Source organism: Selenomonas sp. WCT3, from assembly GCA_900100835.1.
GTDB classification, from domain to species: Bacteria; Bacillota; Negativicutes; order Selenomonadales; family Selenomonadaceae; genus Selenomonas_A; species Selenomonas_A ruminantium_E.
On sequence record FNCM01000004.1, the window covers coordinates 68,747 to 91,722 of the forward strand.

Annotated in this window: 17 protein-coding genes; 15 read left to right on the forward strand and 2 right to left on the reverse strand. The window is 50.3% G+C overall.

Translation table 11 applies throughout. The features are described 5' to 3' along the window. Positions 1-53 precede the first annotated feature (53 nt). The 3 genes from glgB to malQ all read left to right on the forward strand — a co-directional run bounded on the left by glgB (position 54) and on the right by malQ (position 7,404). Complete coding sequence (glgB, locus tag BLQ36_RS04790) at positions 54-2,426, forward strand: 1,4-alpha-glucan branching protein GlgB (RefSeq protein WP_074514259.1); 2,373 nt, start codon at positions 54-56, stop codon at positions 2,424-2,426. Between the two features lie 13 nt (positions 2,427-2,439). Then, complete coding sequence (gene glgA / locus BLQ36_RS04795; protein WP_074514260.1) at positions 2,440-3,876, forward strand: glycogen synthase GlgA; 1,437 nt, start codon at positions 2,440-2,442, stop codon at positions 3,874-3,876. A 69-nt stretch (positions 3,877-3,945) separates the two neighbouring features. Beyond that, positions 3,946-7,404 carry a 4-alpha-glucanotransferase gene (gene malQ, locus BLQ36_RS04800; RefSeq protein ID WP_074514262.1) on the forward strand — a complete coding sequence of 1,153 codons (3,459 nt, stop codon included), beginning with the start codon at positions 3,946-3,948 and terminating at the stop codon, positions 7,402-7,404. A 90-nt stretch (positions 7,405-7,494) separates the two neighbouring features. On the opposite strand, the gene BLQ36_RS04805 is transcribed toward malQ, so the two are convergent. Then, a complete protein-coding gene (locus BLQ36_RS04805) occupies positions 7,495-8,559 on the reverse strand; it encodes an HD-GYP domain-containing protein (RefSeq protein ID WP_318260912.1) in 1,065 nt (354 codons plus the stop codon). A 203-nt stretch (positions 8,560-8,762) separates the two neighbouring features. Here BLQ36_RS04805 and BLQ36_RS04810 point away from each other — a divergent pair, with 203 nt between their 5' ends. From BLQ36_RS04810 to BLQ36_RS04845, 8 genes are all read left to right on the forward strand, one after another. Further along, entirely contained in the window at positions 8,763-9,566 is an 804-nt protein-coding gene (locus BLQ36_RS04810; protein WP_074514263.1) for an amino acid ABC transporter substrate-binding protein, read from the forward strand. A 111-nt stretch (positions 9,567-9,677) separates the two neighbouring features. Further along, positions 9,678-10,322, forward strand: a complete 645-nt coding sequence (locus tag BLQ36_RS04815) for an amino acid ABC transporter permease (protein WP_074514265.1) — start codon at positions 9,678-9,680, stop codon at positions 10,320-10,322. After that, positions 10,303-11,085, forward strand: coding sequence for an amino acid ABC transporter ATP-binding protein (locus BLQ36_RS04820; protein WP_074514267.1), 783 nt, complete (start codon positions 10,303-10,305; stop codon positions 11,083-11,085). Before BLQ36_RS04815 ends, BLQ36_RS04820 begins: the two co-directional genes overlap by 20 nt. 126 nt (positions 11,086-11,211) lie before the next feature. Beyond that, complete coding sequence (locus tag BLQ36_RS04825; protein ID WP_074514268.1) at positions 11,212-12,393, forward strand: N-acetylmuramoyl-L-alanine amidase; 1,182 nt, start codon at positions 11,212-11,214, stop codon at positions 12,391-12,393. Positions 12,394-12,425: 32 nt separating this feature from the next. Beyond that, complete coding sequence (locus BLQ36_RS04830; protein WP_074514270.1) at positions 12,426-13,628, forward strand: YecA family protein; 1,203 nt, start codon at positions 12,426-12,428, stop codon at positions 13,626-13,628. Further along, positions 13,628-14,983, forward strand: coding sequence for an MATE family efflux transporter (locus BLQ36_RS04835; RefSeq protein ID WP_074514272.1), 1,356 nt, complete (start codon positions 13,628-13,630; stop codon positions 14,981-14,983). The genes BLQ36_RS04830 and BLQ36_RS04835 overlap by 1 nt, the downstream gene beginning before the upstream one ends. Before the next feature lie 6 nt (positions 14,984-14,989). Continuing rightward, complete coding sequence (locus BLQ36_RS04840; protein ID WP_074514274.1) at positions 14,990-15,916, forward strand: tetratricopeptide repeat protein; 927 nt, start codon at positions 14,990-14,992, stop codon at positions 15,914-15,916. 1 nt (position 15,917) lies between these two features. Next, on the forward strand, positions 15,918-17,453 hold the full coding sequence (locus tag BLQ36_RS04845; RefSeq protein WP_074514275.1) for a C1 family peptidase: 1,536 nt from the start codon (positions 15,918-15,920) through the stop codon (positions 17,451-17,453). Positions 17,454-17,486: 33 nt separating this feature from the next. Here the strand turns inward: BLQ36_RS04845 and rpsT are convergent, their stop codons facing one another. Then, positions 17,487-17,753: a 30S ribosomal protein S20 gene (rpsT, locus tag BLQ36_RS04850; protein WP_033170139.1), complete on the reverse strand. Its 267-nt coding sequence runs from the start codon at positions 17,751-17,753 to the stop codon at positions 17,487-17,489. 163 nt (positions 17,754-17,916) lie between these two features. Between rpsT and lepA the strand changes: the two genes are divergently transcribed. The 4 genes from lepA (at position 17,917) to BLQ36_RS04870 (ending at position 22,862) form a co-directional block, all read left to right on the forward strand. Beyond that, on the forward strand, positions 17,917-19,713 hold the full coding sequence (gene lepA / locus BLQ36_RS04855; RefSeq protein WP_074514277.1) for a translation elongation factor 4: 1,797 nt from the start codon (positions 17,917-17,919) through the stop codon (positions 19,711-19,713). 12 nt (positions 19,714-19,725) lie between these two features. After that, positions 19,726-20,892, forward strand: a complete 1,167-nt coding sequence (gene hemW / locus BLQ36_RS04860) for a radical SAM family heme chaperone HemW (protein WP_074514279.1) — start codon at positions 19,726-19,728, stop codon at positions 20,890-20,892. Positions 20,893-20,972: 80 nt separating this feature from the next. After that, entirely contained in the window at positions 20,973-21,887 is a 915-nt protein-coding gene (locus tag BLQ36_RS04865; RefSeq protein WP_074514280.1) for a polysaccharide deacetylase family protein, read from the forward strand. Between the two features lie 81 nt (positions 21,888-21,968). Continuing rightward, positions 21,969-22,862, forward strand: a complete 894-nt coding sequence (locus BLQ36_RS04870; protein WP_318260915.1) for a serine hydrolase — start codon at positions 21,969-21,971, stop codon at positions 22,860-22,862. The last annotated feature ends 114 nt before the right edge of the window (positions 22,863-22,976 follow it).

Below are 22,976 nucleotides of genomic sequence, written 5' to 3' on the forward strand. Positions count from 1 at the left end.
AGGCGAGTGGGGATTCGCCTGCCTATCAATGGATATAACAGAGGGGGATTAATTTGAAAACATCAGATCTTAGTGAATTTGACCGATATTTATTCCATCAGGGAACCAATTATCATGCCTATGAGATGCTCGGCGCTCATTTCGTGGAAGAAAATGGCAAGAAGGGCGTACGGTTTGCGGTTTGGGCACCGCATGCGAAATCCATCACGGTTGTTGGTGACTTTAACAACTGGGATGACCGGGTAAATCCGATGACTCGTTTGGACGATGGGGAGATTTGGTCGGTCTTTTTGGAAAACATCCCGGAGGGGGCGCTTTACAAATATGCGATTGAACCGCAGTGGGGGGGGCCTCGTATCTTAAAGGCGGATCCCTATGGATTCTATGCGGAAAAGAAACCGAATACGGCCTCGCGGGTCTATGACATGAGCCATTATGAATGGAAGGATAATGCTTGGGCTGAGCAGAAACGCCGGGAATCCTCTTATGAGCGTCCGATGCTTACCTATGAGGTTCATGCCGGATCCTGGCGCCGCAATGCCGATGGGGAATATTTGTCGTATCGCGAACTGGCTGACCAGTTAATTGACTACGTTCGGGACATGAACTATACTCATATTGAGTTTATGCCGCTTTGCGAACATCCTTTTGATGGTTCGTGGGGCTATCAAGCAACGGGGTATTATGCGGTTACCAGCCGCTATGGAACGCCGGATGATTTCCGTTATCTGGTTGATCGGGCCCATGCAAATGGCATCGGTGTTATCATGGACTGGGTACCGGGGCATTTCTGCAAGGATGAGCAGGGACTCCGTCATTTCGATGGGCAGACCCTCTATGAGTCGGATAATGAGACTCGTGCCGAAAATTGGGAGTGGGGAACCACGAATTTCGATTACGGCCGTACGGAGGTCCAGAGTTTCCTGATTTCTAATGCCATATTCTGGTTTGAAGAATTTCACATTGATGGATTGCGCATTGATGCAGTTGCCAATATGCTCTACCTCAATTATGGGCGCAAAGACGGTGAGTGGCAGCCCAATAAATATGGTGACACGGGCAATCTGGAAGCCATGGATTTTTTGAAGAAGCTCAATGAGGCTATCTTCCAGTATCATCCCCAGGCGTTGATGATTGCCGAGGAGTCTACGGCCTGGCCGTTGATTTCCAAACCGGTCTATATGGGCGGTATGGGCTTCAACTACAAGTGGAACATGGGTTGGATGAACGATATGCTCAAATATATGAGCTTAGACCCCATCTATCGCAAATGGAATCACGATAAGGTCACGTTCTCGTTCATGTATGCGTTCTCGGAAAACTTTGTATTGCCACTGTCCCATGATGAAGTGGTTCACGGCAAGTGTTCGCTTATCAGCAAGATGCCTGGAGATTATTGGCAGAAATTTGCAGGTTTGCGTTCGTTCTTTGGTTATTGGATGGCTCATCCGGGCAAGAAGCTGTTGTTCATGGGGGGCGAGTTCGGGCAGTTTATCGAGTGGAATTACGATGACAGCTTGGATTGGCATCTGGTGGAACAGTATGAGATGCATACAAAGATGAAGGAATATTCCAAGGCGCTCAATAAATTCTATTGTGACCATAAGGCCTTTTGGCAGGTGGATTTCGATTGGAATGGCTTCCAGTGGATTGACTGCAACGATAATGAGAACAGCATTGTATCCTTTATCCGCAAGGCAGACGATAGCAACGATTTCATCATTGCCATCTGCAACTTCACGCCGGAAGTTCGTCATAATTACCGGATTGGCGTGCCCTCCAAGGGAAATTATGTGGAGGTATTCAATTCGGATGATGAGGCCTTTGGCGGCAGTGGCGTCAAGAATGCAAATGAAATCGCTTCAGTGGATATTCCCTGGCATAATCGGGAGCAGTCCATTACGCTTACTATTCCGCCACTGGCAACCATCTATTTGCGTTTAAATGGTCAAACTGGTGCAGGCACGTCTTTTCCTGAGGCTTCGGCGGAAGTAGATGCCAGAGGCCATGAGGAAAAAGAATCTGCCGATAAGGCAGAAGCCGCTGAAGTAAAGGCTCCGGCTAAGCGCCGCGGCCGTCCGAAAAAGACGGAAGCAGAAAAGACGGAAACTGCCAAAAAAACTGCGGCCAAGAAAACGACTCGCAAGACCACAGCTAAAGTGACGACAGCAAAAGTAGAAAAGCCAAAGGAAGAAAAGCCCAAGAAGGCGGTGGCTAAGAAAGCTTCTACCGCTAAGACAGCCACGAAAGCAGTCACCAAGAAAGCGGCCACGAAAAAAACGACAGCAGCAAAAAAAGAATCGGAAGCTGCTGCCGATAAGAAAGCAACTACCCCTAAGAAGGCAACGAAAAAATCTGCTGCTGTTACGACGGCAGCCCGTAAAAAAACGGTGAAGAAAAAAGCAGTTGCCGCCGGCGATAAATAAGGAGGATATGGGTATGAAAGTTCTTTATGTAGCATCGGAAGTAGTGCCTTTTGCCAAAACGGGAGGCTTGGCTGATGTAGCAGGTTCTCTTCCTCAGGCACTGAAAGAGGAGAATGTAGATATCCGTGTCATCATGCCGAAATTTGGCAAGATTGACCCGAAGTATACCAACGCTATGGAGCACGTCTATGATGGCGAATTGGATGTAGCTTGGCGCAAAAAATATGTGGGTCTGGATAAATACGAAAAGGACGGGATTACTTATTACTTCGTCGATAATCAGGAATACTTCGGCCGTGAAGGTTTCTATGGTTATGACGATGATGCAGAACGCTTTTCCTTCTTTTGTCGTGCTGTCTTGAATTTGCTGCCGGTCATGGATTTTTGGCCGGATGTCATTCATACCAACGACTGGCATGCAGGGCTCGTCAATGTCCTGCTGAAACTCGAGCATATGGATGATGAACGCTATCGCGATATTCGCACGCTTTATACGATTCACAATCTCAAGTATCAGGGCGTGTTCCCCAAAGAGGTTATGAGCGATGTCTTAGGGATTGACTGGAAGTATTTCAACAATGGAGATTTGGAATTTTATGATGCCGTCAATTTCATGAAGGGCGGTATTATCTATGCGGATTATATCTCTACAGTCAGCAAGACTTATGCCCAGGAAATTCAGTATGAATACTTTGGTGAGCACTTAGATGGCCTGCTCCGCAGCCGTCAGGATACGCTGTTTGGCATTGTAAATGGTTTGGATTACAATGTCTACAATCCGTCTACGGATGCGAATCTGTTTGAGACCTATGATATCGACAGCCGCGATCGTAAGGCTGATAATAAAACGGAATTGCAGAATTTACTGGGGCTTCCGAATAACCGCCGCACGCCGATGGTGGCACTGGTTTCGCGGCTCGTTTCTGCGAAAGGTCTCGACCTTATTGTTCGCATGATGGATGAAATCTTGCAGCATGAGGATATTCAGTTCGTTATGCTTGGAACTGGCGATAGAGAATATGAAGAGTGGTTCAAAGGGCTTGAGTGGCGTTTCCCCAATAAGGTTTCGGCCAATATCAAGTTCTCCAATGAATTGGCTCAGCGCATGTATGCAGCAGCTGACATTTTCCTGATGCCGTCGGATTATGAGCCTTGTGGTATCGGTCAGCTGATTGCCTTGCGCTATGGTGCTGTCCCCGTGGTTCGCGAGACTGGCGGTCTCAAGGATACGGTTCAGCAGTATGATAAATACACCAATGAAGGCAATGGCTTTGTCTTCGGAGATTACAATGCCCATGAAATGATGTATGCGTTGAAGCGTGCGCTTAGCGCCTACGAGAATTTCGAAGAGTGGCAGCATATTGTGGCAAATGCGATGAATACGGATTACAGCTGGACAAATTCTGCTAGGGAATACAAGGAGCTGTACCATAAACTGTTAGAGGAATAAAAAGCAGGATAGGGCGGCAATGAAATTGCCGCCTTTTATGCAAGAAAAACGAGAAAAGGAGGGGATGTTATGCTGGGAAGAAATGAGGTTGAGCATAATTCCCGAAATGTCTATTTTCGTTCCCAGATTGGAGCAGCGGAGGCTGGTTCTAAAATAAAACTCGGTATTCGTTTGCGGACGTGCCAGTCTATCCAGAGTGTGCTCATGCGGGGTTGGCATGACCGGTTTGGTGAGAAACTCTTTACGCTTACCACCAAGGATGACTTTTCCAGTGAGGAGAAGTTCTACTCGATTACCTTGGATTTGCCGGAAAAAGGCTGTTTGCTTTGGTATTATTTCATCATCACGACTGCGGACGGCACTTGCTATTATGGAAACAATCCGGAACAGCTCGGCGGCCTGGGGGAAGTATATGATCATGTACCGCCCTCCTTCCAGATTACGGTATACAATAAGGGGGCCAAAACCCCGGACTGGTTCAAGCACAGCGTGATGTATCAAATCTTCCCAGACCGCTTCTATCGGAAAGGGGAGCAGATTATCCCCAAAAAAGGAGCCGTATATCATGCCGATTGGTCTGATGATCCTTGTTACTACAAAGACCCGGATACGAAAGAGATTGTTGCCTATGATTTTTTTGGCGGCAATCTGCAGGGAATTAAGGAAAAACTCGGTTACTTGAAGAAACTGGGAATTTCGGTCCTCTATTTCAATCCGGTATTTGAATCGGAAAGCAATCATCATTACGATACGGGGGATTACCATAAAATCGACCCGATCCTCGGAACAAAAGAGGACTTTCGTGAACTGGTCCAGGCGGCCAAGGAGCAGGGGATACGCATAATCCTTGACGGTGTGTTCAGCCATACGGGCAGCAACAGTCGCTATTTTAACCGGGCTGGCGCCTATGATACGGTAGGGGCCTTCCAGTCCAAGGAGTCTCCCTATTATGAATGGTACAGCTTCCGCAATTTCCCCTATGAGTATGACAGTTGGTGGAATTTCAATACCCTGCCCAATGTCAATGAAACTACCCCGTCTTATATGGATTTTATCATCTACGATGCGGACAGCGTGCTGCACCATTGGATGAAGGAGGGGATTGCCGGCTGGCGCCTCGATGTCATCGATGAACTGCCAGAGCCCTTTTCTCAGGCTTTTTTTGCTGAGTTGAAAAAGGCCAATCCCGAAGCCGTTATGATTGGTGAGGTATGGGAGGATGCCTCTCATAAGATTGCTTATGGAACGCCGAGGGAATACCTTTGCGGTCAGGAAATGGATTCGGCCATGAACTATCCCTTCCGGGATATCCTGTTTGATTTCCTGTTGTATCGAAACGACGGGCGGCAGGCGATGCGGCGTTTTGAAAGCCTGCGGGAGAATTATCCCAAGGAAAATTTCTATGCCATGATGAATCTCATCGGCAGCCATGATGTTCAGCGTGCCATAACCATTCTGGGAGAGGCTGCTTACTATGATGGTATGCCTGCAGTGGAGCAGTCGCGTTCCAAGCTGGATAAGGACCAGTATAATCTTGGTGTAGAGCGGTTGATGATGGCATCCCTGTGGCAGATGACTTATCCAGGAGTTCCCTGTATTTATTACGGGGATGAAGTCGGTATGCAGGGATTCAAAGACCCATACAATCGCCGTCCCTATCCTTGGGGGAAGGGCGACCCGTATTTGAAACGGTGGTATGAGAAAATCATTGGCCTGCGTAAGGAGCATCCAGCGTTGCAGACTGGTGTTCTGCTGCCAATTTTAGCAGAAGGGGATTGTATTGCCTATGCCCGGGTAATTCGCGGTGGTAGGGATGTGTTCGGCAAGGAAGAAAAAGACGAATCCTTCCTGGCGGCCTTTAATCGGAGCCGTACCGAAACCCATACTTTGGAGATGGATGTCAGCGATTTTGCCGAAGGCCATTTTGTCGATGTAACGGGCAGTGGCAATGTGTATGAAGTTACCCGGGGAAGGGTGGAACTACGGCTTGAACCGCTGACCGGTGTGCTGCTTCAGCACAAACGGGCACCGCGGGAGTATGAGCGGCAGGCGGGTATTTTGCTTCATCCCACCTCGCTGCCGTCGAAATACGGTATTGGCGATTTGGGCAAAGAAGCCTACAAATTCGTGGATTTCCTCAAGGCAGCCGGGCAAAAGGTCTGGCAAATTCTTCCCCTGGGGCCAGTGGATAACGTGGGTTACTCCCCCTATCAGTCGAGTTCGGCCTTTGCTGGGAATCCTTTGTTGATTGATTTGAATGAATTGATTGAGAAGAATTGGCTGACGGCAGCCGAGGCTAGAGTCCCCTACGTTAGCAATTCCTCCTTTATCGATTTTGAATGGGTTCAGCACTTCAAGCGGAAATGCTTCAAAAAGGCCTGGACGAAATTCCAGCATACGATGGACAAAAATCAGGAGTATCAGGAATTTTGTCGGCAGGAAGCCGATTGGCTGGAGGATTTTTCCTTGTTCCAGGCTGCTAAGCGGGAATTTAAGGGCAAGGAGTGGAGCAAGTGGCCGGAACCAATCCGGAGTCGTGACCCCAAAGCGCTGGCAGATCTGCGAAAACGTTTGGCCGATTCCATTGGCATGGTGAAGTTCGAGCAATATTTATTCGCCATGCAGTGGCGGCGGCTTCATGACTATGCGAAATCCCAGGGCATTCAGATTATGGGGGATATGCCGATATTCCTGGCTGGTGACAGCGCCGATGTCTGGGCGAATCAGAAGCTTTTCGACCTTCAGGAAGATGGCACGGCCAATACAGTGGCTGGTGTTCCGCCAGATTACTTCAGTGCAACGGGGCAGCTTTGGGGTAATCCCCAGTACGATTGGCAGGCGATGAAGGCGGATAATTACAGTTGGTGGAAAAAACGCTTTCATAAGCTGTTCGAGATGGTGGATATCGTCCGCATCGATCATTTCCGTGGATTTGAGTCCTTTTGGGAAGTGGATGGAAAGGCGTCAACTGCCACCAATGGCCGCTGGGTCAAGGGGCCAGGGAAGCCATTTTTTGACGAGCTTCGCCGGGAATTTGGCGACAAATTCCGCATTGTCGCTGAGGATTTGGGCATCATCACCGATGAGGTGGAACAGCTTCGCGATGCCTGCGGGTTCCCTGGGATGAAGGTGCTTCATTTCTGCCTGCACTTCAATGAGCAAGGACGGCTGGGGTGCGTGGTTCCGGAGAACAGCATTGTCTACACGGGAACCCATGACAACAATACAACGGTTGGCTGGTACAATCAGGATATTGATGAATCCGTACAGGCAGCAGTGGCAGGACTGCTGCATGCCAAAGCTGACCGGCCTCAGGATGTGGCCGCCGGACTCATTGCCTTTGCTTATGCATCCAATGCTCGTCTGGCAGTTGTTCCCATGCAGGATATTCTGCATTTGGATGAGCGAAGCCGGATGAATACGCCGGGAACGGTAGGGCTGAATTGGAAATGGCGGTTGAAAGCGGATTACTCGCTGATGATTGAGGCGGAGGATTTAAAACGCCTTTGTGAAAAATACGAGCGCTGATTTTGTCAGCGGGCATGAAAAAGCCCCGCATAAGCTTGGATTAAGATGTCCAGCTTATGCGGGGCCTTGTTATGCCAAAATTTCCTTTTGTTATTTGGGATTGTATTCCGTAATCGTGAGCTCCGGATGTTCGTTGAGGTTGATGATTTCATCGGGAGAAATGCTCACGACGGGATGGGCGGCAAAGTCATTGGGATAGGCCGCAATGGTACCCTTTTCGCCATTGTTCAGTGTAACCCGCGAGCCCAGGAAGGCGTCTTTGATATGGGTGAGCACCGGAACGCAGACCGTGGGATCCAGGGACGTAAACATGTTTTCCGTAATCTGGGCGATAGCCGAGAATGGAGTCTGTTTTACGTAGCCTTCTCGTTCCGTGGTGATGTTGTCGTAGATATCGGCAATCATGATGATGCGGGCGTATTCGTGAATGTCAGCCCCCATGCAGTTGAAGGGGAAGCCAGTGCCATCCATCCGCTCATGGTGCTGCATGGCAGCAAGCTTTACGCCGTCGGAAAGACCGGGTTGGGCATTTAAGATATGATGGCCGTCCACCGTATGCTTGATATAGGCTTCATAGTCTTCTCCCTGAAGGTTGTTGACATTTTTATCCAGCAGGCGCTGCGGAAATTTCGTTTTGCCGATGTCATGGAGGAAGCCAGCCAGCATGATATCACGGCGCTTCGCCCGGTCAAAATGCATCCACTTCGCGATGACGCCGGACAGAATGGAAACGCGTAGCGAATGGTTGTAGATATCGCTGGCCAGGTGATTCAACTCATAAAGATAGTCGATGGTACCGCTGTTGGATGCCATCGGGGCGATATCGCTTTTCATCAGGTTTTCGGTCTTCTCCACCGGAATGGTACCAGTGGCCCCGGTTTCCGCAAAGATGGAGCGGGCTTCCTGTACGACACCTTCGTATTCTTTGACGAAGGCATTGCCCCGGTTGAATATGGTGGAAACGGTCTGATAGTTTTGGCTGAGTTCATACTCATCCTTGACATAAACCACCGGGATATTCAAAAAAGTCAAACGGGTAATATGGGCTTTGGTTAATAATGTATCTTCAGATAAAACCACGACCATGTCCGGATTGACGATGGTGCGGGCGAGAATCATTCCAGGTTTTAAATCCTCTACGGAAACAGCTCGCAAACTAATCCCCTCCTTAGACTACGGAAATCCGTATTGTATACTATACTATTCGCCTTTCACCGGAAAAAACCTGCCATTTGCGCAAAATAATATGATTTCGGTAAAAAAATAGTGCTTGACATTGTTTACAGAGTTACAGTATAATAGCATCGTGTTAATCCTTTAACTAGATAAAGAAATAAAAAGAAAAGGGGCGGTTCCTTATGAAATGGAGAAAACTTTTGGCCTTCGGCATGGCGGCGGTAATGACGGCTGCGCTTGTCAGTGGCTGCGGCAGCGATAAAGTCAAGGAGGGCGGTTCTTCGGATGGCAAAAAAATCGTAGTGGGACTTGATGATAACTTCCCGCCGATGGGCTTCAAAGATGAAAACAATGAAATCGTTGGTTTTGATATTGATCTGGCGAAAGAAGCTTCCAAGCGCTTGGGCCGTGAAGTGGAGTTCAAGGCTATCGATTGGTCCAGCAAAGAAGCGGAGCTCAAGAGCGGTCGCGTAGACATTCTTTGGAATGGCCTCGATATCACCGAAAAACGCAAGGAGAATATGCTGTTCTCCGACCCGTATATGGATAACCGTCAGATTATCTTCGTGAAGAAGGGCACAACGGGCATCAGCGACGAGAAGAGCCTAGCTGGTAAGGTGGTTGGTACTCAGAGTGCTGGCACTGCCGAAGAGTACATGGATAAATCGGACTTCTTCAAGAAGGACGTCAAAGAGGTTAAGAAGTATTCCGATTATGTCTCGGCCTTCATGGATTTGGAAAATGGCCGGATTGATGCGGTAGTTGGCGATGAGATTACGGGTCGCTACTACATGAGCAAACATGCCGATTCCATCGAAGCCGTTGATGCGGTCGTGGGTGAGGTCAGCGAATTTGGTATTGCTTTCCGCAAGGACAATCAGCAGCTTCGCGATGAAGTCCAGAAGGTTCTCAATGAGATGAAAGCCGATGGCACCATTGCCAAGATTTCGGAGAAATGGTTCGGCAAGGATATTACGAAAAAATAAAGTATGTGTATAGGAGGCAGGTCCATGGGCCTGCCTCTTTGCTTTACAGCAGCGGTGGTTTCGTGTATAATTAGCATATTAACGCTTTGCTACACTAAAGGAGATTGTTGGATGGATAAGCTGCTGGATACCTTCCTGTTGATGCTGGAAGGGTCAGAAATCACGCTGGAAATTTTCTTTGTTACCTTGGTTATTGCTTTGCCACTGGGCATGTTGGCAGCGTTGGGGCGCTTGTCCGCCCTGAAACCGTTGTCGCGGCTGGTGGAGTTCTATATTTGGCTCATGCGCGGTACGCCCCTCATGCTGCAGCTGCTGTTCGTTTATTTTGCTCTGCCTATGGTGGGAATCCGACTGCCGGATATCGCCGCCGCCCTCTTGGCCTTTACCCTTAACTATGCTGCGTATTTTGCGGAAATCTTCCGGGCCGGCATCCAATCGGTACCGAAGGGACAGTATGAGGCTGCTAAGACCTTGGGCATGAGTTACCCGCAAACTATGCGCCGTATTATCCTGCCACAGGTGTTTCGCATGGTTTTGCCGCCGGTCAGCAACGAGACCATCAATCTGGTAAAGGATACGTCGCTGGTCTATATTTTGGCGATGAACGATTTGCTGCGGGTGGCCCGTACCATCGTTCAGCGGGAATTTGATATGACGCCTTTTTTGATTGCAGCGGTGTTCTATCTGGCGATGACTTTTGTATTGACGTGGGGCTTCAAGAAACTGGAGGCATATTATGGCAAATACGACAACTAAAGGCGACGTCATGCTGCGGATGCATGATATCCATAAATCCTTCGGTGCACTTGAAGTTCTGAAGGGAATTGACCTGGAGGTACGCCGGGGAGAAGTGCTGGCAATCATCGGCCCTTCCGGGTCCGGCAAGAGTACCCTTTTGCGTTGCATCAACAAGCTGGAGACGATTAACAGCGGATCTATTGAGATTGAGGGCGAGTTTTTGGCGGTCACCAAGGAAAATGGTGAAGCCGAGTATGCCGAAAACGCGAAAGAGCGCAAGCTCCTTGGTTGCATGGGCATGGTATTCCAGCAGTTCAATCTTTTCCACCATATGACGGTTATGGAAAATCTCTTGGAGGCACCGATTCACGTGAAGGGCCTTAAACGCCAGGAGATTGAACCTTATGCCAGGGAACTTTTGGCGAAGGTGGGCCTCTTAGACCGGGCTGATTACTATCCGTCCCAGCTTTCCGGCGGTCAGCAGCAGCGCGTGGCCATTGCCCGAGCCCTTTGTATGAAGCCGGATATCATGCTGTTTGATGAACCGACGTCGGCCCTTGACCCAGAGCTTACCGGCGAAGTGCTCAAGACGATGCGGGAACTTGCCGAAGAGCATATGACCATGGTGGTGGTTACCCACGAGATGGCCTTTGCCCGGGAGGCTGCCAGCCAGGTTATCTTCATGGCGGGGGGCAATATTGTCGAGCAGGGGGAACCGGAAGCCTTTTTCGCACATCCCAAGGAGGAACGTACCAAAGCATTCCTTAATAATATGCTCTAATCTATTGGATTCTCTTTACAGGATTATTAGGCCTTCCCTAGGAAGGCCTTTTTCGTACATAAGTTTCTTGATTTTTTAGAGGAGACATATGATAATAAAGTATATGTGCCTGTAGGGAGGGATTCGATGAGACAGAGAATAATTCGTTTGATTCTTGTCACATTATATATGATGCTTTTCACCCTGCCGGCTTTCGCAGCTGATACGAATTTTGGGCAGCGGGTAAGCGGCATGGCTGAGGTAACTGGCGTTCGAGTCAGTACAGAAGCAAATAAGACGCGCATCGTAATCGATGCCAATAAAGAAGTAACATACAAGGCGATGTCCCTAGGGGAGCCAGACCGCCTGGTGGTAGATATTCCCAATGCTTGGCTTTCGCCAAAGCTCAAGAAAGAGTATGGGGTGAACAGCCGCTTTGTGGGGAAGGCCCGGGTGGCTCAGTTCAATCCCCAGACAGTGCGGATTGTGGTGGAGAGCAAGGTGGGCAAACAGAATCACAAGGTGTTTTCCCTAAAAGGGGGACCGGTAGCCGGCCGCGTGGTGCTGGATATTGGTGACCTGAGCGGGGATAACTCGGGGGCAAAGATTGACTTGCCTAAGAGTAAACCGACACCGGCACCGTCAACTAAGCCCACCACGAAACCGACGGCTAAGCCGACGCCGAAACCGGCTCAGAAACCGGAATCCAAGCCAAAGGATGATGTGGATGGTGAACTGGCTGGTATTACGGGGCTGCGGGGCAGAAAGATTACCATTGACCCAGGCCATGGCGGAAGTGATTCCGGTGCCATTGGACCGACGGGAGTAATGGAGAAGAGTGTTACGCTGCGGGTGGCCCAGGAACTCAAACGACTGCTGGTGGCCGAAGGAGCCACGGTCTATATGACTCGTGAGACGGATACGGAGGTTTCTTCTAAGGGGGCTGATGCCAGCGACATTGAGGAGCTGCAGGCCCGCTGTGATATCCCCAACCAGAATGGTTCGGATATCTTTGTTTCGATTCACATGGATTCTTTCACCAATGGTGCGGCGAAGGGAACAACCGGTTATTATTATTCCCTGGGGTCTAAGCGTTCCCGGGAGTTGGCCGATAAAATCCGTTCCGGAGTCATTGATCAGCTGGGAACCCAGAGCCGTGGGACCCAGAGCAGTAATTTTTACGTTGTGAAGCATACGGATATGCCGGCAACGCTGGTGGAGGTTGCCTTTATCTCCAATCCGTCAGAGGAACGTCTGATGAACAGTGAAGCGGGTATCAAGAAAGCCGCGCAGGGTATTGCCGATGGCATTGCGGATTTCTTTGGATGATAGATAAGAAAGTGAGGATTCAACCTTTTATAATGGAAGAGAATAAGACGGAAATCGAACAGAACAACGAGACGCTGGAGCAGATGGCAGCGGCGGATATGGAGGCACGTAAGAAGGCGCTCTATCGCCACAAGCTGCCGAAGAAATTGGAACTGCTGGATATGTTGGAGGCAATGACGAAAGCCGAGCTGGATGATATCCGCTACAATCTCAATATCACCGGGGCAAGTTCCCTCAAAAAGGCAGACCTTGCCGCGCGCTTGTCGGTGGAAATTGTTAAATTCTCCCAGCGCTGGTTCCCCTCGATTCTCGAGGAGGAATACGAGTGCTTCCAGCACTTGCTCAAGCATGATGGCCTGACTATGGAGTTCCGCGACGATGATGTTCGCCTCGATTATCTGCGGGGACTCGGTTTGGTGTCCTGCGGCGTCAAAGAGGATAAGCTGGCCTGGTATATGCCAAAGGAAATCCAGGCCGAGTTTAAAAAGCTGGATTCGGGAACATTCCGTAGCCTGGCAGAGCTCAACACCGAGGTCACCCGGCTGGCCTCTGGCTGCCTGTTCTTTTACGGGTATATGAATTACGAACAGCTCTATGATAAGGTCATTAGCTATCTGGATGCAGCTCAGGCCGAGCAGGTTTCCTTTATGGATTTTGTCGGTGTCATGCTCAATGCGTCCTGTTGGACCAATACCCTGGTGGCGTTACCCCAGGGGGCAAAATATTATACGCTTATCGATGAGAATAAGCTGGAGGACGAACAGCGGGAGCATGGGAATCTGGATTTTGCGCCGTTGTCCTATAACCGGGTTTACGAAGCAGGCACGGAAGGCTATATCGATGCTACGGATGCTTATAAGGCCCTGGCACAGTTCTTCATGCGGGAACACGGCTGCGATGTTTTAAAGGCCGCCGATATTGTGGGGGAAATCCTCATTCTGTTGCAGAATGGAGGAAATATGCAGGAAGCTGTCGAATATCTAGATGAGCTTGGCTTGATGAAGGATGACCGCAAGGCTGAGGCAATCGTGCCACTGCTCATCGCCTTTAATAATTCGACGCATCTTTGGCCGCTAAAGGGCTATACGCCGGCAAAACTCATGGCTAAGGCCGGCCGTGGCAAGGTGATTCCCTTTGAGGAAGTGCGCCGTCATAAGGTGGGCCGCAATGAGCCCTGCCCCTGTGGCAGTGGCAAAAAATATAAAAATTGTTGCTTGCATAAGGATGAAAACTAATGAAGCAGACTTATGGTTATCAGCAGAAAGCACGGCAGTTCTTTGCCGTGCTGCTGCCTATCTTTATTACCCAGCTGTCACTTATGGCAACTGGGTTTTTCAATACGATTATGGCGGGCCATATCAGCCAGCAGGATTTGGCTGGCGTGGCGGTAGGGGTCAATCTGTTCCTGCCCTTCTTTGGCAGTGTTCTGGGCATTATATCCGGTTTAACGCCGACGATTTCGCAGCTTTATGGCGGCGGCCGGCAGGATAAGATTGGTTTTATCGTCAAACAGGGCTTTTATTGGGCCCTGGCCTTGGCTGTTTTATTTATAGCCCTAGGCTGGCTGGCGGTGCCACGGATTTTGCCACTGCTGAATCTGGAGCCGAAGGTTCACTATATCACAGTGCATTATTTGCTGGCGGTGTCCTTTGGTATTGTGCCAATCTTTTTGGCAGGTGTCTTACGGAATTTTATCGACGCTCACGGGTATACGCGGCTTACCATGTGCATCACCATGACGTCAGTGCCGGTGAATATTGTTTTAAATTACGTCTTTATGTACGGGCTTTTTGGCATTCCGGCCTTTGGCGGTATTGGTGCCGGCATCGGTTCAGCCATTGCCTTTACGCTGAATTTGCTGCTCAATGTGCTGGTGGTCACCCATATTGAACCCTTTAAAAGCTATCGTATCTTTCATCATTTTCCGCGGCCTAAGCTGTCGGAATGGAAAAAACAGCTGGGGGTTGGAATCCCCATTGGTAGTACCATGTTTTGTGAACAGAGCATCTTCGGGGCCGTGGGCCTTTTTATGACGGCTTATGGTACGGTGATTGTGGCCGCCCATCAAGCGGCGATGAATTTTACCACCATTGTCTACATGGTGCCGTTGGCAGTCAGCATGACGCTGACCATTTTGGTTGGCTACGAAGTGGGGGCCAAGCGCTTTGCTGATGCGGAACAGTACATACGCCTCAGCCGGGTACTGACCATGATTTTTGTGGGGGCACTTGCTTTGCTTTTGACGCAGTTCAAGACCGAAATTGCCGCTTTGTATACGTCAAGCCGTGAAGTCCAGCCAATCCTTACAGGCTTCTTGGTATATGCGGTGTTCATGCAGGTATCGGATAGCATCAACGCGCCGCTGCAGGGAGCACTGCGCGGTTACAAGGACGTTCATGTGACGTTTTTGCTGGCAGTGTTGTCCTTCTGGATTATCGGCCTTCCCAGCGGCTGGCTGCTGGCCAATTGGACAGCGGTTGGCCCCTATGGGTATTGGATTGGCCTTATTGCCGGGGTGTTGGTCGGAGCCGTTTGCCTGCAGATTCGCATGGGGCAGGTGCAGCGGAAGTTTTCGGGTCAGAGGAGATGATGCCTTATGAAAAAGCGCCTGGGGAAATGGAGTGCGGGAGCATTGGCGGTGCTGGTGATTTTCGGCAGTACCTTAGAGGTGGTGCAGGCTGAACCTCTGCGCACGGTGTCCCAGTGGCAGCAGCGGGCGGAAAAGCTCCGGGGAGAAAGACAACTTCGAGCCTATGATGAGGCCATTGACCAGTATCCTGCTTACGTTGACTTTTACCTCAGACGGGGCAAGGTTCATTTGCAGCGAGGGGAAAGCCAACTGGCAAAGCTCGATTTTGATAAGGCTATTCTGCTGGATGATAAAAATGCGGCGGCCTATACCGGACGGGCAGAAGAGCGGGCCTGTGCCGGGGACAGCCAAGGGGCTTGGCTGGCTTATGAACAGGCGATAAAACTCGATGACAAGAATCCGTTGATTTTTCAGAGCCGGGCGCACTTTTACTATGAGGGGCTGGCCGATTACCGGCAGGCTTTTGCCGATTATGACCAGGCAGCGAAACTGGTGACAGCAGAAGATGACCCCAGGCGGTTAAAGATTGCCCTGCAGAAGCTGGGGGCACAGCTCAAATATGCCACCTTTCAAAATGGCTATTATGGGACAGTGGTCAATTCGGTGGATTCCATCCTGGGCATGAAAAAACAAAAGCTAAGCCCCAGGCAGCTGGAATATCTGTATATTTCCCGCTGTGTGGCCAATTACGAATTGGAACAATACTCGGAGGCCCTGCGGGACAGCCAGCAGGTTCTTCGGCTTATGGATAGCGATCCGTCAAAACATGCCCGTATCCTGCAGCGGCAGAGCCGCATCTTGACGAAGATGGGGCTTGAGCCGGCCGCCAAGGCAGCCATGAAAGCGGCCCTTCGGTGCAATCCCAAACTCCTGGTGGACCGGCAGTATGAATTGGATAAGGATTTAGTGGGCTGGCAGCAGGAGGTATGGTAAGATGATGGGCAAAATGGCAAAAGGATTTTGGGTGTCCCTTTTTGTCCCGCTGCTGCTGCCTACGGCAGTTTTTGCCCAGGAGGCGCCAGCGGCGAAGTCTTTGCCGGCCTTTTATGATATGCGGCTGGCCAATCCCTTTGATCGGTTCAGCTATTTTGATGGGCGAAAATCCCTGCTGAACGAAGTGGGAAACCAGGGCAGTGCCAATATCTGTTGGGCCTTTACGGCAGCGACGGCGATGGAATCCAACGTCTATAAAAATTGGCAGCGTCAGGGCGTTGCCTATTCGGTAGACGGTCGGGGGGTTCACTTGTCTCCCTGGAAAATGGCCTGGTTATCCTATGCCCGGCCGGTGGCACAGCCGGGCATTTTGACTGGTGCTATGGGAAAGCCCCTGCGAAAGGGCAGCTATGCAGTGCCGCTGGCCAGCCGCGTTTACGGACATGGCAGCTGGCCGCTCTTTGCACCGGAATTTTTAGCTGGCAGTGGAATTGGCTTTCGCCAAGCCAGGGCTAGTGTATCCGAGGATATGAAGGCTCCCGCTGACTGGGGAGAGGATGCGGGAATTCGCCTTCGCAATGTCTTTACCAGTACCGGCAGGAAGCTTTATCAGCCGGCAGAAATCGCGCGGATGAAGTCCATGATGCTGGCTTACGGTGCTTTGGCGGCGGGTATCAACAGCCTGCCTTTGCAGCAAAAGGAGGCTGTTGATTACTATCGGAACAAGCCCCTGCCGGTAAATCATGGGGTCAATATCATTGGCTGGGATGATTCCTATGATTTTTCGAAGTCGGGGCTTAAGGTAAAGCCGAAGCATAAGGGTGCCTGGATAATTCGCAACAGTTGGGGAAAAGGCTGGGGAGATGGCGGCTACGCCTATCTATCCTATGAGGATAAGACCCTGGGCAACTACGTGGCTTATGATACTTCTCTTAATACTGCTGCCTTCGATTGGATTGATACCTATGAGCGGTCCAATAGCTTGGCGCCGCCGCAGCAGAATTGGGAAAATGGCAGTGGCCCGCGGTACCGTCAAGTGGAGTCCGGCAGCGGCTTTGCCGCAGGCTATCAAGCCAAGGACGCTGGCCGGCTACAGGCAGTAGGTTTCTATGCCCTGGCTGATGGGCTGGAATATACTATCACCATTCGCCAGGGGAGCCTGGACCCGAAGCAGGGAACTTTGGCCTTGGTACAACAGGGATGTTTTGGCGAAGATAATACGCCGGAATGGGCAGGGTACCGCACCGTGAAGTTATCGTCGGAGGTATCCCTGGCTGCAGGAGAAGCGTATACGGTGGCTGTGGAACTTCGCAATCCTAAGGGGAAGGTCCGACTGGTCATGTCGCCTCAGCTGATAGAGTCTCGGAAGGTGGGGGAGGTTCATAGCTACATCCGAAGAGGCAGGCATGGAAGCTGGCAGAAAACCATCCCCAAGAGCGACGGGGATCAGTCGGTATGGAATCGGAACTCTTCCGTTATCCAGCGGGTTTATGTGAAGGCGGCTGAAAAAAGAATACAACAAAAAAGACCTGCTTAACAGCAGGCCTTTTTTCTATCTCATCTGAGAAAATTACTTAGCGAGTGCGTTGACTTTGCGAGCCAGACGGGATTTTTTACGGGATGCAGCATTTTTATGATAAACATGGTTAGCAGCAGCCTGATCGATCGTCTTGCAAGCAACCGTAAGGAGGGATTTCGCTTCATCAGCGTTTCCAGCCTCAACAGCGTCAAGAACACGACGGGAAGCAGTGCGGACACGGGACTTCTCAGCAGCGTTCTTTGCATGGCGCTTAGCGTCAGATTTTACACTAAGAATAGATGCTTTGATATTTGGCAAGTAATTCACCCCCCTTAACAAATTCGTTACCTTGTTATCATAGCATGTGAAAATATAAAAAGCAATAGTTTTCTTTAGTTCGTCCTTCTATTTCTTGCAGGTAAGCGCCCTTCAATGCTATAATACGATAGATATGGATTGTTATTTTGAAAGGAAAATGACTATGCAGAACAAAAATATCCGCAATTTCTCGATTATTGCTCATATCGACCATGGCAAATCGACGATTGCGGATCGTTTGATTGAATATACTGGAACCCTTACGAAGCGCGAAATGGAGGCACAGGTCCTTGACAATATGGATCTGGAGCGGGAGCGCGGCATTACCATCAAGGCCCAGACGGTTCGCCTTGACTACAAGGGCAAAGACGGTCAGCTGTATCAGTTGAACCTCATTGATACCCCGGGCCATGTCGATTTTACCTACGAGGTATCGAGAAGCCTGGCAGCCTGCGAGGGGGCCCTGTTGGTGGTCGACGCTGCCCAAGGCGTTGAGGCTCAGACCTTGGCCAATGTTTACATGGCCTTGGAGAATGACCTGGAGATTGTACCGGTCATCAATAAAATTGACCTTCCCAGCGCGGACCCGGATCGGGTTAAGGAAGAAATCGAAAACACCATCGGTCTGGATACTTCTAATGCGGTGCTGGCCTCGGCTAAATCCGGCATCGGCATTGAAGAGATTCTCGACTCCATTGTCGATTACATACCCGCCCCGGAGGGGGATGAAAATGCTCCGCTGCAGGCCTTGATTTTCGATTCCTTCTTTGATTCCTACAAAGGGGTTATTGCCCATGTCCGCGTCAAACAGGGCCATATCAAAAAGGGTATGAAGCTAAAGATGATGGCAACGGGCAAGACCTTTGAGGTCACTGATGTAGGCTGTTTCAAACCGCAGCCCGTCGATGTAGGGCATCTCGATGTGGGAGAAGTAGGTTTTGTCGCCGGCTCCCTCAAGGATGTGCGTGACGTTCAGGTAGGCGATACCATTACCTTTGCCGATAATCCGGCGGCAGAACCGTTGCCGGGCTATCGCGGTGTTACGCCGATGGTTTACTGCGGCCTTTATCCGGTGGACAGCTCGGACTATGACAACCTCAAGGATGCCCTGGAAAAAATGCAGATTAACGATGCAGCGCTGGTATTTGAGCCGGAGACGTCGGTGGCATTGGGCTTCGGTTTCCGCTGTGGCTTCCTGGGCCTTTTGCACATGGATGTTATTCAGGAACGCTTAGAGCGCGAATATAATTTGAAGCTTATCACCACGGCACCGTCGGTTATCTATCACGTATTCAAGACGGATGGCACTAAGGTGGATGTCAGCAATCCATCCGATTTGCCGCCCCAGACGGAAATCGAGCATATCGAAGAACCCTATGTAAAAGCCACGGTCATTGTGCCCAATGATTTTGTCGGGGCAGTTATGGAGATTTCTCAGGATAAGCGCGGGGAATTTAAGACGATGGATTATCTCGACGAGAACCGCGTCATGATTACCTATCACATTCCCCTTAATGAAATCATCTTTGACTATTTCGACCGCTTGAAATCGGCGACTCGCGGCTATGCTTCCCTTGACTATGAATTGGCGGATTATCAGGAATCGAAACTGGTCAAGGTGGATATCCTTTTAAATGGCGACCCGGTGGATGCGCTGTCGACTATTGTCCATAAGGACCGGGCTGCTGGCCGCGGCCGTCAGCTGGCATCGAAGCTTAAGGAAATCATTCCGCAGCAGATGTTTGAAATCCCCATCCAGGCGGCTATTGGCAGCAAGGTTATCGCTCGGGAGAACGTCCGCGCTCGCCGCAAGGACGTCCTGGCCAAGTGCTATGGCGGCGATATTTCCCGCAAGCGCAAACTGTTGGAAAAACAGAAAGAAGGCAAAAAGCGCATGAAGGCAGTGGGCAGTGTGGAAGTGCCTCAGGAAGCGTTTATGGCCATCTTGAAGATTGATTAACGGAGAAAATAAATGGATGCAAAACAATGGGGCGTATACGTCCACATTCCCTTTTGCCGCCAGAAGTGCTTCTATTGTGACTTTCCCTCCTTTGCGGGGCGGGAACGTTACTGGGAAGACTATACAGGAGCCCTGTGCCGGGAAATTGCGGTGCGGGGCTCTTATTATCGGCAGCTTTGGGGAAGACCGGCCACAATTTATCTCGGGGGTGGAACGCCATCGGTGCTGCCGGCAAAACTAATGGCTCAGCTGTTGACAAAACTCCGGCAGGTTTTTTTGGCGGATGACAAGGCCGAGGAATTTACCGTGGAATGCAATCCGGGAACGGTAGATGAGGCTTATTTGGCGATGCTTTGGGAACAGGGAGTAAACCGCCTTTCCTTTGGGGTGCAGAGTTTCGATGATGAACTGCTGAGGCGAATCGGCCGCATTCACAGCGGCCAACAGGCTGCAGAAGCCGTGGAAATGGCGAAGAAAGCTGGCTTTACCAATCTGAGTCTTGACTTGATGTACGGGTTGCCAGGGCAGACTTTGGCACAGCTCCAAGCAAGTGTCAAGCAGGCCTTGGCTCTTTCGCCGAAGCATATTTCGATTTACGGGCTTCAGCTCGAAGAAGGCACGGCCTTTTATCGGATGCAGGAGTTGGGAAAACTCAACCTGCCGGAGGATGAAGTTGCGGAGGCTATGTACGACTATATGACGGAATATTTGCCGTCACAGGGCTATGAGCGCTACGAGATTTCGAATTTTGCGCAGCCGGGATTTGCGAGCCGTCATAATCTGAGTTATTGGCAGGACGTGCCTTATCTGGGCCTGGGCGCGGCGGCCCATTCCTATCTTGACGGGCAGCGCTGGGCCGCCTTGGCGGATTTGGACCATTATATGGAGGCGATTAGGGAGAACCGCATTCCGGTGGAACCCGAGGAGCCGGCAACGGCGGCCATTGCCATGGAGGAATTTTGCTTTTTGGCGTTGCGAACGGCCAGGGGGATAAGCCGGGAAAAATTTCGCCAAAAGTTTGGCAGGGAATTGGATGACCTGTATGGAACGGTCATGAAAGAACTTTTTGCCAAAAAGCTGCTTGCCGATGATGGCCGCTGTATTTTTTTGACCTCCCAAGGTATGAAGTATGGCAATTTGGTATTCGAAAAATTTTTGCTGGATGAGCAAGATTTTTGACCTTGGCTAGTGGTTATTCGGGGAAAGTCTGCTATAATAATTTTGTATGTTTAAAATTGGATGAGAATCGGGGAGATAGAATGGACAGAAAAATCATTAAGAAATTTGTTTTGTCCGCTTTGATTATCATGGGATGCAGTGCCGTTGGCGGACTTATCTGGGCAAACAATCAGAACCAGCTGGCACAGCAGGCTGCTATAGCCGAAGAAGCGGAGAAAGAACCCGGCGTGGAATCGGATGCCTATATCCTGGCCAAGGGGGATTATTCCAACCTGGAGGAACTCCTTACCGATGTCGACAAACCGGTCTATGACCGCTATACGTTAAAGCAGCGTCAGGAAAAGGGACTGCCGACAATGCTTCCGCCCCTGACGGTTTATAATAAGGAAAAAGTTGCCTATCTGACCTTTGACGATGGTCCGGATAACAAGAACACCTTGGCTATTTTGGATATTCTCAAGGCAAATGGGATTCATGGCACTTTTTACGTAACCGGCAAGATGTGCCAGGAGAATCCAACGGTGCTCAAGCGCATCTTTGACGAAGGTCATGCCATTGGCAATCACAGCTACGACCATGATTACAAGCGTTTGTATCAGTCCAAGGACAGTTTCCTGGCGGAAATGCAGCAGACGGATGATATTATCTTCAATATCCTTGGGGTGCGCCCCTTCATCATCCGTGCTCCGGGGGGAACGGTGGGGATGTTTTCGGCAGAATATTATCCAGCCCTCACCGAAGCCGGTTATGTGGAGCATGACTGGAATGTCAGCTCCGAGGATGCAACGCCGAAACGGCCCAATGCTGCCCGGCAGATTAAATTCGTCGACAGCATGACGAAGGGTGACCTTAAGGATAATATGGCATTAGTGCTTATGCATTGCTGCGGTGGCAAGGAAGAAACGGTTAAGGCACTGCAGGGAATTATTGACGTGCTGAAGGCGAAGGGCTATCGTTTCGGCGTGGTGACACCGATTACGCCACAGCCATGGTAAGGGGAAAGACAGGAGCAGTCCGTGACGTTTAAGCGAATCATTTGTTTTTTTTGTATAATGGTGGTCCTGGAAGTGGGCAGTATGCTGTCCATTGCCATTTGGATGCATCACGATGAGGGGGCTGCGGTGCAGGCAGAATCTGCCCATGAAAATCGCGATGCCGGGGGAGAGGAAAAACGCGCCCCCGCGGCCAGGGATGCCGCGGATTTGAACCGCAATATTGCGCGCATATTAGGCGGCGATTCTGGCCGCTATGCCATCTATTTTTGGCGGCCTGCCGAGGAAGAAGAACCCTTTCTTTATCAGAATCGTCCCATGTCTCCCGCCAGTATGATTAAGGTCTTCATTATGGCCGCGGTTATGCAGGAGGTGCACGATGGCAGGCTGTCGCTGGAGGAAAAGCTCACCATACAGGAGGCGGATGTGGTGGGAGGTGCCGGGGTGATTACCTGGTACAACATCGGGGAGTCGCGTTCCATACGGGAGCTGGTCTCCGGGATGATTACGAATAGTGACAACACCGCCACCAATATGCTGATAGACCGTTTGGGCATGGACAAAATCAATCGGTATATCCAAGGTCACGGTTATGGCGATACACAGCTAGTTCACAAGATGATGATTGGGAATGGCGGCCGCAAGAATTTTTCCTCCGTGAAGGATTTAGGGAAATTGTTCAGCCGGCTGTATTATCATCAATTGGTAGGTGATACCGAAGACCGGTTTATGGAACTTGTCCTATCTGGACAGAAGGACAGGGAGTGCTTCAATGCTGCCCTGCCGGATTTCACCATTGCCCATAAGACTGGCGAAGTCACCGGCCTTTATGATGATGGCGGCATATTCTACGGCCGGCAGGGGGATTTTGTGCTGGTTATCATGAATGAAGGCTTTACGAGCCGCGGCGATACGATTGACGACATGAAGAAATTGACGCAGTATTTTGCCTCGACCCTCAAGAAGAAAAAGAAATAGGGGCAGGGACTTACATAAAATGTCCGCTGCCATAGGGGAAGACCCGCTGACGGAAAGAGTCAGCGGGTTTTTATATTTGACTTTTTGTCTTTTAGTGTTGACTTTTTGCCTTAT